This is a genomic window from Methylophilus sp. OH31 (assembly GCF_000576615.1).
In the GTDB taxonomy this organism is placed as follows: Bacteria; Pseudomonadota; Gammaproteobacteria; order Burkholderiales; family Methylophilaceae; genus Methylophilus.
The window spans coordinates 526,336-538,866 of record NZ_BAUS01000004.1 but is presented as its reverse complement, the minus strand read 5'-3'; the positions used below and the strand labels follow the sequence as shown (position 1 = coordinate 538,866).

The following is a 12,531-nucleotide window of genomic DNA, read 5'->3' as shown; positions in this document are numbered from 1 at the left end:
TCTTCGTCAATACAGTGGTGATCGCCGCTGTCAATGTCGTCTTACCGTGGTCAACGTGACCAATCGTACCAACGTTCACGTGTGGCTTGGTACGTTCAAATTTGCCTTTTGCCATGATGTTTTTCCTTTAATTCAATACTTTTAAATTTAATACTTAAAAATCAATTATTTTTTGTTGATGATTGCATCAGCAACGTTTTTCGGTGCATCGGAGTAATGCTTGAATTCCATGCTGTAAGTTGCACGACCTTGTGACAAGGAACGCACCACAGTGGAGTAACCAAACATTTCAGACAGCGGCACTTCAGCTTTAATCGCTTTACCACCACCAGGCATGTCATCCATACCCTGGATAATGCCACGACGAGATGACAAGTCACCCATCACATCACCCATGTAGTCTTCAGGCGTTTCAACTTCCACAGCCATCATAGGCTCCAGCAAGACTGGATCTGCTTTACGCATACCGTCTTTAAAGCCGATAGAAGCTGCCATCTTGAAGGCGTTTTCGTTAGAGTCAACGTCATGGTATGAACCATCAAACAACGTTACTTTTACGTCTACAACCGGGAAACCAGCCAAGATACCTGCCGGAATGGTTTCACGCAGACCTTTTTCAACCGCAGGAATAAATTCACGCGGCACGGTACCACCTTTGATCTGGTCAACGAACTCAAAGCCTTTACCAGCTTCGTTAGGTTCCATTTTGAGCCAAACGTGACCGTACTGACCCTTACCACCGGATTGCTTAACGAACTTGCCTTCAACTTCAACCGACTTACGGATCGCTTCACGGTATGCCACTTGTGGCGCACCTACGTTCGCTTCAACGTTGAACTCACGACGCATACGGTCTACCAGAATTTCCAGGTGCAATTCACCCATACCGGAAATAATTGTTTGGCCAGACTCTTCGTCAGAACGCACACGGAAAGAAGGATCTTCTTGTGCCAAACGGCCCAATGCCAAGCCCATTTTTTCCTGGTCGCTCTTCGTTTTTGGTTCAACAGCCACGTGAATCACTGGCTCAGGGAATACCATACGCTCCAGGATGATCGGCTTGTCTGGGGAACACAAAGATTCACCCGTCGTGACGTCTTTCAAACCGATACAGGCGGCGATGTCACCTGCCAACACCTCTTCAACCTCTTCACGGTTGTTGGCGTGCATTTGTACGATACGGCCGATACGCTCTTTTTTACCCTTCACAGAGTTGAGCACGGTATCACCTTTGTTCAACACGCCAGAGTAAACGCGGATAAATGTCAGCTGACCAACAAACGGGTCTGTCATCAATTTAAATGCCAAAGCAGAGAAGCCTTCTTTGTCGTCGGCTTTACGGCTAGCTGGTTTACCATCATCATCTTCACCAGTCACATCATCAATGTCGATTGGGGATGGCAAGAAGTCAACAACCGCATCCAACATACGTTGAACGCCTTTGTTTTTAAATGCAGAACCGCACAGCATCGGCTGAATTTCACCGGCAATCGTACGTGTACGCAGACCTAATTTGATGTCTTTTTCTTCCAGATCACCATTTTCCAGGTACTTGTTCATCAGCTCTTCGCTGGCTTCTGCCGCAGACTCAACCATCTGCTCGCGCCATTTAGTGGCGGTCTCAACCAGATCAGCAGGAATATCACCGTAAGTGAATTTCATACCTTGAGAAGCTTCATCCCAGATGATGGCTTTCATCTTCATCAAGTCAACCACACCAGTAAAGGTATCTTCGCGACCGATAGGCACGACCACTGGCACCGGGTTTGCGCGCAGACGCGTTTTCATTTGCTCAACAACTTTGAAGAAGTCAGCACCTGAACGGTCCATTTTGTTCACAAAGGCCAGACGTGGCACTTTGTACTTGTTGGCTTGGCGCCAAACAGTTTCAGATTGTGGCTGCACGCCACCTACTGCACAGTACACCATGCAGGCACCATCCAGCACACGCATGGAGCGCTCTACCTCAATGGTAAAGTCCACGTGCCCTGGGGTGTCAATAATGTTGAATCGATACTCAGGCAAAGACAAGTCCATGCCTTTCCAGAAACAGGTTGTCGCCGCAGAAGTAATGGTAATACCACGCTCCTGCTCTTGCTCCATCCAGTCCATGGTCGCTGCACCGTCGTGCACTTCACCAATCTTATGGTTAACACCAGTGTAGAACAGAATACGTTCTGTCGTGGTTGTTTTACCTGCGTCAATATGCGCAGAAATACCAATATTACGGTAGCGTTCAATAGGGGTTTTACGTGCCACGATGCTTTACCTTTGCTATCAATTCAACTAATTATTAAAGAACGAGGTCGTTTAATTAAAAACGGAAGTGTGAGAAGGCTTTGTTTGCCTCTGCCATACGGTGAACTTCTTCACGTTTTTTCATTGCAGAACCACGGCCTTCAGAGGCTTCGATCAACTCGGCAGCCAAACGCAGGCCCATGGATTTTTCGCCACGCTTACGCGCTGCATCACGCAACCAACGCATTGCCAACGCACTACGACGGCTAGGACGCACTTCTACAGGCACCTGGTAGTTAGCACCACCAACACGGCGACTCTTCACTTCAACAACAGGACGCAGATTATTCAACGCTGTGGTGAATAATTCCAGCGGGTCCTTACCGCTCTTGCTGGCCACCTGATCAAAGGCACCGTAAATGATACGCTCAGCAACAGATTTCTTACCACCTGTCATCAGCACATTTACAAACTTGGACACTTCCTGGCTACCAAATTTTGGATCCGGCAAGATAATACGTTTGGGGACTTCTCTACGTCTTGGCATATGATTCTCTTTTCAATTAAATTTTTGCTAGCAATGACACTCGCAAGGCATTTCAGCCGCTATAAAAATGGACAATTTGTCCGGACAAGCCTAATAAATTAAGCTTTAGCTTCTTTAGGACGCTTAGCACCGTATTTGGAACGGGACTGTTTACGGTCTTTCACACCAGCCGTATCCAAGCTACCGCGCACCATGTGGTAACGCACACCTGGCAAGTCTTTTACACGACCGCCGCGCAACAGCACAACAGAGTGCTCCTGCAGGTTATGGCCTTCACCGCCGATGTAGCTAATCACTTCGTAACCGTTGGTCAGGCGCACTTTAGCAACCTTACGCAACGCGGAGTTTGGTTTTTTTGGCGTTGTTGTATATACACGCGTACATACACCACGCTTTTGAGGACAAGCTTCCAGCGCTGGAACCTTGCTCTTGGTAACCACTTTAACGCGTGGCTTACGTATTAACTGATTAATGGTTGGCATTGCCTTAACCTCTTCACCTTTAAAAAACCACCATTTGAGCAGGAAGACTCAAGTTTGGCGGCATATCAACAATAACGCCCTATTGAGACAATAAGGCTATTCTGAGAAACCCGGCATTTTAATAAATGAGTCAAGGGGTGTCAAGCATTATTCATACTTGACACCCCTTGCACACAGAGACAACAGTGATCGAATTATTCGTTCGGCTGGTCGTCTGCTGCGGTTTCCTCAACAACTTCTTCTGTTGCAAACATCGCTTCGGCTGCCAACAATGCTTCAGATGGCTCTGCTGCATTTGGTGTCAGTGAAGCCACGGCTGCACGTTTGCGGGACTCGTGATAAGCCAGACCGGTACCGGCTGGAATCAAGCGACCCACAATGACGTTTTCTTTCAAGCCACGCAAATCGTCGCGTTTGCCCAAAATAGCCGCCTCGGTCAACACGCGTGTCGTTTCCTGGAACGATGCCGCAGAGATGAACGAATCGGTAGACAGCGATGCTTTGGTAATACCCAGCAATACGTACTCAAACGTTGCCGGACGCTTGTCATCGGCCACGACGCGTTCGTTTTCTGTCAACAGATCAGCACGCTCTACTTGCTCACCCGGGATGAAGCCCGTGTCGCCTGCATCTTGCACTTTAACGCGACGCAACATCTGGCGCACAATCACTTCAATGTGCTTGTCGTTAATCTTCACGCCTTGCAAGCGGTAAACGTCTTGCACTTCGTCGATGATGTAACGTGCCAATGCTTCACGACCTTGCAGGCGCAAGATATCTTGCGGATCTGCCGGACCGTCGACAATGGTTTCACCTTTGGTCACTACCTGGCCATCATGCGCGGTCACGTGTTTGTCCTTGGCAATCAGGAACTCGCTGGTAATACCGTCGAGGTCAGTGATGACCAGACGCTGTTTACCTTTGGTGTCCTTACCGAACGAAACTGTACCAGTCACTTCAGCCAGCATGCCGGCGTCTTTTGGCGAACGGGCTTCGAACAGCTCAGCCACGCGTGGCAGACCCCCGGTAATATCACGGGTTTTGGAAGATTCTTGCGGGATACGTGCCAGCACTTCACCCACACCGACTTCCTGACCGTCTTTCACCGTAATGATACAACCCAGCTGGAAGGTTACGTTAACTGGCGTATCCGTGCCGGTCACTTTCACTTCCACGCCATTCGCATCCAGCAATTTAACCTGTGGACGCAAACCTTTGGTTTGGCCAGCACGCTGTTTAGGATCAATCACCACCAATGATGACAAACCTGTCACTTCATCGATTTGTTTCGCAACAGTGATACCTTCTTCCACGTTTTCAAATTTAATTTGACCCGCGTATTCGGTAATAATCGGACGGGTATGCGGATCCCAGGTAGCTAATGCCTGACCTGCTTTCACCGTTTTGCCGTCGGTCACTGTCAATGTCGCACCATAAGGCACTTTATGACGTTCACGCTCACGACCATTATCATCGGCAATAATGACTTCACCATTACGGGAAATCACAATTTGCTCGCCACGTGAGTTAGTCACGTAACGCATGGTAGAAGTAAAGCTTAAGATACCGTTAGATTTACTTTCAACCTGTGAAACGGAAGCTGCACGTGATACCGCACCCCCGATGTGGAACGTACGCATGGTCAACTGTGTACCAGGTTCACCAATCGATTGCGCCGCAATCACGCCCACTGCCTCACCCATGCTAATGAGCTTGCCGCGACCCAGGTCACGACCGTAACACTTGGCACAAATACCGTAACGGGTATCGCACGTCAGTGCAGTACGCACTTTCACTTCATCGATACCCAGGGCATCAATTCTTTCCACTTCGTCTTCACCAAGCAGTGTGCCTGCCGGGAAAATGACTTCTTGCGTTTCAGGATGAATCACATCCAGCGCAGAGGTACGGCCGAGGATACGGTCATGCAATGGCTCAACCACTTCACCACCTTTAACCAGCGCCTTAGTGACCAGACCTTCAACCGTGCCGCAATCATGCTCAGTCACGACCAAGTCTTGCGTCACATCAACCAGACGACGTGTCAGGTAACCGGAGTTCGCTGTTTTCAGCGCCGTATCGGCCAGACCCTTACGTGCACCGTGGGTTGAAATAAAGTACTGCAACACGTTCAGACCATCACGGAAGTTCGCCTTAATTGGCGTCTCAATAATAGAACCATCCGGTTTCGCCATCAGGCCACGCATACCAGCCAGCTGACGTACCTGCGCCGCAGAACCACGGGCGCCAGAGTCGGCCATCATGTAAATCGCGTTAAACGATTCCTGACGTACAGCTTTACCGTCTTTAAGAACAGTATTGCCATCAGCGTCTTTGACGTCTTCTTCGCGCAACTGCTTCATCATGGCGTCAGCCACTTTGTCACCAGCACGACCCCAGATGTCGACTACCTTGTTGTAACGCTCACCCTGTGTCACCAGACCGGAGACGTACTGGTCTTCAATCTCTTTCACTTCAGCATCTGCCGCAGCGATCAATTGCTCTTTCTCTGGCGGCACCAACATATCGTTAATGCTGATAGAGATACCGGCTTTGGTCGCGTAGGAGTAACCGGTGTACATCAGTTTGTCAGCGAAAATCACTGTTTCACGGATGCCCACTTTACGGAAGCTGGCGTTGATCAGGCGTGAAATTTCTTTTTTCTTCAGCGCTTTGTCGATGTAGCTATATGGCAAGCCTGGTGGCAGGATTTCAGACAGCAACGCACGGCCAACCGTGGTGTTATAACGGTTGATTTTTTCAACTTTTTGACCAGCAACATCCAGCTCAAACTCACGGATACGCACAGTGACTTTGGCGTGCAAGTCGATCAAGCCTTGATCGTATACACGTTGTACTTCTTTAATGTCACTGAAGATCATGCCTTCACCGCGTGCAGCCACTTTCTCGCGGGTCATGTAGTACAGACCCAACACGATATCCTGTGACGGCACAATGATTGGTTCACCGTTGGCTGGAGACAGCACGTTGTTAGAAGCCAGCATCAAAGTGCGTGCTTCCATTTGTGCTTCCAGGCTCAATGGAACGTGTACCGCCATTTGGTCACCGTCAAAGTCGGCGTTAAAGGCTGAACACACCAATGGGTGCAACTGGATCGCTTTACCTTCAATCAATACTGGTTCAAATGCCTGGATACCCAGACGGTGCAGCGTAGGCGCACGGTTCAACAACACCGGATGCTCGCGGATCACGTCTTCCAGGATATCCCAGACTTCTGGTCCTTCTTCTTCCACTTTCTTCTTGGCAGCTTTGATCGTCGTTGCCAGGCCTAACACTTCCAGTTTGTGGAAAATGAATGGCTTGAACAGTTCCAGCGCCATTTTCTTCGGCAGACCGCACTGATGCAGTTTCAATGTTGGGCCAACCACAATCACGGAACGACCAGAGTAGTCCACGCGCTTACCCAGCAAGTTCTGACGGAAACGACCGCCCTTACCTTTAATCATGTCAGCCAGTGACTTCAGCGGACGCTTGTTAGCGCCAGTCATCACTTTACCGCGACGACCGTTATCCAGCAGTGAGTCTACCGCTTCTTGCAACATACGTTTTTCGTTACGTACGATGATTTCCGGTGCTTTCAACTCTAACAAACGCTTCAAACGGTTGTTACGGTTGATCACGCGGCGATACAGATCGTTCAGGTCAGACGTCGCAAAACGACCGCCATCCAGCGGCACCAATGGGCGCAACTCTGGTGGCAACACTGGCAAGATTTCCAGGATCATCCACTCTGGCTTAATACCAGATTTCTGGAACGCTTCCAGCACTTTCAGGCGCTTGGCGATCTTCTTGATCTTGGCTTCTGAGCTGGTCGCAGACAATTCGCTACGCAACTTCTCGATTTCGCGCTCAATGTCCATGGTGCGCAATAATTCGCGCACAGCTTCAGCACCCATCACGGCATTGAATTCGTCACCGTACTCTTCTACCTTGGCTAGGTAGTCATCTTCAGTCAGCAACTGACCACGCGTCAGCGGTGTCATGCCTGGATCGATCACGATAAATGCTTCAAAGTACAACACGCGCTCGATGTCACGCAGGGCGATATCCAGCACCATACCCAAGCGGCTAGGCAAGGATTTCAGGAACCAGATATGTGCCACTGGTGAAGCCAGCTCAATGTGGCCCATACGCTCACGACGCACTTTGCTCAAGGTGACTTCAACGCCACACTTCTCACAAATCACACCGCGGTGTTTCAAACGCTTGTATTTACCGCACAAGCACTCGTAATCCTTGATCGGGCCAAAGATTTTTGAGCAGAACAAACCATCCCGCTCAGGTTTAAAGGTACGGTAGTTAATGGTTTCTGGCTTTTTCACTTCGCCATAGGACCATGAACGGATTTTTTCAGGTGAAGCCAGCGCGATCTTGATCGCGTCGAACTCTTCTTCTTGCGTAACCTGTTTAAATAAATCTAATAACGCTTTCATAGAGACTCTCCTTAATGGCGGGCTTAGTTACGGTCTAAATCAATATCAATGGCCAGTGAACGGATTTCTTTCACTAACACGTTGAATGATTCAGGCATACCCGCATCAATTTTGTGCTCACCTTTGACGATGTTTTCGTACACTTTGGTACGACCATTCACGTCATCTGATTTCACTGTCAACATCTCTTGCAAGGTGTATGACGCACCATAGGCTTCCAGTGCCCAAACTTCCATCTCACCGAAGCGCTGACCACCGAACTGGGCTTTACCACCCAACGGTTGTTGTGTCACCAGGCTGTAAGGACCGGTAGAACGTGCGTGCATCTTGTCATCAACCAAGTGGTGCAGTTTCAGTACGTGCATGTAACCAACAGTCACAGGACGCTCAAAGGCATCACCGGTACGGCCGTCAAACAGTTTGACCTGTGTTTTACCTGCATGGAACTGCAACTTCTTGGTGTGCTCGTCTTCATCCGGAAACGCCAGATCCAGCATGGCACGAATATCAGACTCAGCGGCACCGTCAAACACTGGCGTTGCGAATGGCACACCATGTTTCAAGTTACTTGCCAGGTCAATCACCTCTACGTCTGTCAGGCCGGCAATGTCTTCTTTTCTGCCAGTGCTGCTGTTGTAGATCTTGTCCAGGAAGCCACGGATTTCAGCCACTTTCGCTTCGGCTTGCAACATGTCGCCCAGGCGTTTACCCAAGCCTTTAGCGGCCCAACCCAAGTGCGTTTCCAGAATCTGACCGATGTTCATCCGTGAAGGCACGCCCAGTGGGTTCAACACGATGTCTAACGGTGTACCGTCGGCCATGTGCGGCATATCTTCAACCGGGCAGATCTTGGAGATCACACCCTTGTTACCGTGACGACCCGCCATTTTGTCACCAGGTTGAATACGGCGTTTCACCGCCAGATATACTTTCACCATTTTCTGTACGCCTGGTGGCAATTCGTCACCTTGCGTCAGTTTACGTTTCTTCTCTTCGAACTTGTTGTCAAACTCAACACGCGCCTGGCTCAAACTGTCTTTCAGTTGCTCCAGTTGACGTGCAGCGTCTTCATCGCTCAAACGAATATCAAACCAGTCATAACGGCCAACGCTTTCCAGGTATTCCTGGGTCAGCGTGTCACCTTTTTTCAGCTTGTTCGGACCACCGGTCGCCGCTTTACCAGCCAGCAAACGGCTGATACGGCCAAAGGTATCGTCTTCTACAATACGCATCTGGTCGCCCAGATCTTTTTTGTAGTGAGACAACTGGTCGTCAATAATTTGCTGTGCACGTGTATCACGGTCAATGCCTTCACGCGTGAAGACTTGTACGTCAATCACAGTACCGGTCATGCCTGATGGTACGCGCAGTGAGGTGTCTTTTACGTCAGACGCTTTTTCACCAAAAATCGCGCGCAGCAATTTTTCTTCTGGCGTTAAAGTGGTTTCACCTTTTGGTGTCACTTTACCTACCAGTACGTCACCCGCTTCTACTTCAGCACCGATGTAGATAATACCGGAATCATCCAGACGGCCCAGCATACGCTCGGACAGGTTGGAAATATCACGGGTAATCTCTTCAGGTCCCAGTTTGGTGTCACGTGCAACTACTGACAATTCTTCAATGTGGATTGAAGTGTAACGGTCATCAGCCACTACGCGCTCGGAGATCAAAATCGAGTCTTCGTAGTTATAACCGTTCCATGGCATAAAGCCCACCAGCATGTTCTGACCCAAGGCCAACTCACCCATATCGGTAGAGGCACCATCCGCTACCACGTCGCCGCGGGAGATGATGTCACCGACTTTGACCAGCGGACGCTGGTTGATGTTGGTGTTCTGGTTAGAACGTGTGTATTTGGTCAGGTTGTAGATATCCACACCGACTTCGCCTGCCAATGCTTCAGCATCATGCACGCGGACGACGATACGGCCGGAGTCCACATAGTCCACCACACCACCACGGCGGGCAGTAACGACAGTACCGGAGTCAACTGCCACCGTACGCTCAATGCCTGTACCCACCACGGCTTTTTCAGCACGCAGACAGGGGACCGCTTGACGTTGCATGTTGGCACCCATCAATGCACGGTTCGCGTCATCGTGTTCCAGGAACGGAATCAACGAAGCCGCCACAGACACGATCTGGCCTGGGGCCACGTCCATGTACTGTACACGACCAGGTTGTGTCATAGTGAATTCGTTGTGGAAACGGGCTGACACCAGGTCCTCTTTGAAGCCACCTTCTTTAGACACTTCGGTGTTGGCCTGTGCAATCACATACTGGCTCTCTTCAATCGCAGACAGGTAATCAATCTTGCCAGATACCTTGTTGTCTTCAACCAAACGGTAAGGGGTTTCCAGGAAACCGTATTCATTGGTGCGTGCGTACAGCGCCAATGAGTTGATCAAACCAATGTTTGGACCTTCCGGTGTTTCAATTGGACAGACACGACCGTAGTGCGTGGTATGTACGTCACGTACCTCAAAGCCGGCACGTTCACGGGTCAAACCGCCTGGGCCCAGGGCAGAGATACGACGCTTGTGCGTAATCTCGGACAAGGGGTTGGTTTGGTCCATAAACTGTGACAACTGGCTGGAGCCAAAGAATTCACGGATCGCACTGGAGACTGGTTTCGCGTTGATCAAATCGTGCGGCATCAGGTTCTCAGACTCAGCCTGGGACAGACGCTCTTTTACTGCACGTTCAACACGCACCAGACCGGCACGGAACTGGTTTTCTGCCAATTCACCGACGGAACGGATACGACGGTTACCCAGGTGATCGATATCGTCGATTTCGCCGCGACCATTGCGCAGCTCGATCAACACGCCAATCACGGCCAGAATGTCTTCATTTGACAAGACATTGGCACCGGTATCGCCTTGTGGGCCGACATTTTCATAGAAACGGCGGATCCAGGTAGCAGAACGGTCTTCCAGCTTGCTTGGGTAAGCACGGCGGTTAAACTTCATGCGGCCAACCACTGACAGGTCGTAACGATCTTCAGTGAAGAACAAACCTTTAAACAAAGCCTCTACTGCTTCTTCGGTTGGCGGTTCGCCTGGGCGCATCATGCGGTAAATCGCCACACGTGCACTGTACTGGTCAGGAATTTCATCACTGCGCAAAGTTTGCGAAATGAAGTTACCGTGATCCAGATCGTTGGTGTAAATCGTGTCGATTTCAGTAATCTTGGCAGCGACCAGTTTTTCCAGCAATGAAGGGGTGATTTCATCGTTGGCATTGGCAATCAGCTCACCAGTGTCGGTATCAATAATGTTTTTGGCAACGGCACGACCCATCATAAAGTCGGTCGGCACAGCCATGGTGGTCACGCCCGCTTTTTCGATATCGCGGATGTGTTTCACTGTAATGCGCTTGTCTTTCGCGACCAGTACGGTACCATCTTTGTCAGTGATATCGAACTTGGCCACTTCACCACGCAGGCGGTCAGCCACCAGTGTAAATTCCACACCTTTCGGGCCAATGTGGAAAGTATCTGTATCGTGGAAAGTTTCCAGGATTTGTTCCGGGTTATAACCCAATGCCTTCAGCAGGATAGTGACTGGCATCTTGCGACGACGGTCAACGCGGAAGTACAGGTAATCTTTTGGATCGAATTCGAAATCCAACCAAGAACCACGGTAAGGAATGATCCGTGCTGAAAACAGCAACTTGCCGGAGCTGTGGGTTTTACCACGGTCATGCTCAAAGAACACACCTGGGCTGCGGTGCAATTGCGACACAATTACACGCTCAGTACCGTTAATCACGAAAGAACCGTTTTCGGTCATGAGCGGCAATTCGCCCATATACACTTCTTGCTCTTTCACTTCTTTCACGGTTGGTTTGGACGCTTCGCGGTCCATGATGGTCAAACGCACTTTGACGCGCAAAGGCACGGCATAGGTCAGACCACGTTGTTGACACTCTTTGACATCAAATGGCTCTGCGCCTAATTGATAGCTCACATAATCCAGACGTGCATTCTCGGAATGGCTGACGATAGGGAAAATGGAGCGGAAAGTCGACTCCAGACCTTCGTTTTTACGTTGGTCGAGTGGAACGTTTTCCTGCAGGAATGATTTGTAGGATTCCAACTGCATGGCTAGCAGATAAGGTACCTCTTGAACACTGTCGCGCTTGGCAAAGCTTTTGCGGATGCGTTTCTTTTCGGTAAAGGAATAGCTCATAGCGTCTCCTGAAATTTTTGAGGGTAGAAGACAAAACACTTTTCATCCACTGCAATGTTTTGACATCTAACTTCGATTAAAAATCAACCACTTAGTTTTAACTATATGTGGCCATAACACCGGATTTACAACATTTATTCTGACAAATCAGTGGTTCGACAATCTGCATACGCCAGAAATGGCGAAGGCCGACGGTCTCCCGTCAGCCCAGCCAGATTCACAATTGTGAATTATTTCATCTCAGCAGTAGCGCCCGCTTCGATCAATTTCTTCACAGCAGCTTCAGCGTCAGCTTTGCTTACGCCTTCTTTAACTGCTTTAGGTGCGCCATCAACTACGTCTTTAGCTTCTTTCAAGCCCAGACCTGTCAACTCACGAACCGCTTTAATGACGCTAACTTTGTTATCGCCAGCGCCATTCAAGATCACGTTGAATTCAGTTTGCTCAGCAGCAGCTGCAGCTGGAGCAGCAGCACCGCCACCAGCAACTGCAACAGCAGCAGCAGAAACACCAAACTTCTCTTCGATTTCTTTAATGAATTCTGTCAGTTCTAATACAGTCTTGCTACCAATTGCATCCAAGATGTCAGCATTTGAAATTGCCATGATAAATTT

Annotated in this window: 7 protein-coding genes; all 7 read right to left on the bottom strand. The window is 49.6% G+C overall.

Going from position 1 to position 12,531, the window contains the following annotated elements; all coding sequences use genetic code 11:
* Nucleotides 1-115, bottom strand: a 115-nt coding sequence (locus tag OH31_RS14410; protein WP_024163107.1) for a GTP-binding protein, incomplete at its 3' end; no start/stop codon positions are given.
* A gap of 50 nt (nt 116-165) precedes the next feature.
* The gene (gene fusA, locus OH31_RS09115; RefSeq protein ID WP_019881218.1) at nt 166-2,259 is read right to left on the bottom strand and encodes an elongation factor G; all 2,094 of its coding nucleotides are present in this window, start codon (nt 2,257-2,259) and stop codon (nt 166-168) included.
* A 55-nt stretch (nt 2,260-2,314) separates the two neighbouring features.
* Entirely contained in the window at nt 2,315-2,785 is a 471-nt protein-coding gene (rpsG, locus tag OH31_RS09110; protein WP_019881216.1) for a 30S ribosomal protein S7, read from the bottom strand.
* 98 nt (nt 2,786-2,883) lie between these two features.
* The gene (gene rpsL, locus OH31_RS09105) at nt 2,884-3,267 is read right to left on the bottom strand and encodes a 30S ribosomal protein S12 (RefSeq protein WP_019881215.1); all 384 of its coding nucleotides are present in this window, start codon (nt 3,265-3,267) and stop codon (nt 2,884-2,886) included.
* A 194-nt stretch (nt 3,268-3,461) separates the two neighbouring features.
* The gene (rpoC, locus tag OH31_RS09100; protein ID WP_024930475.1) at nt 3,462-7,721 is read right to left on the bottom strand and encodes a DNA-directed RNA polymerase subunit beta'; all 4,260 of its coding nucleotides are present in this window, start codon (nt 7,719-7,721) and stop codon (nt 3,462-3,464) included.
* Nucleotides 7,722-7,744: 23 nt separating this feature from the next.
* Complete coding sequence (gene rpoB / locus OH31_RS09095) at nt 7,745-11,917, bottom strand: DNA-directed RNA polymerase subunit beta (protein ID WP_019881213.1); 4,173 nt, start codon at nt 11,915-11,917, stop codon at nt 7,745-7,747.
* A gap of 230 nt (nt 11,918-12,147) precedes the next feature.
* Nucleotides 12,148-12,522, bottom strand: coding sequence for a 50S ribosomal protein L7/L12 (gene rplL / locus OH31_RS09090; protein WP_019881212.1), 375 nt, complete (start codon nt 12,520-12,522; stop codon nt 12,148-12,150).
* Nucleotides 12,523-12,531 lie beyond the last annotated feature (9 nt).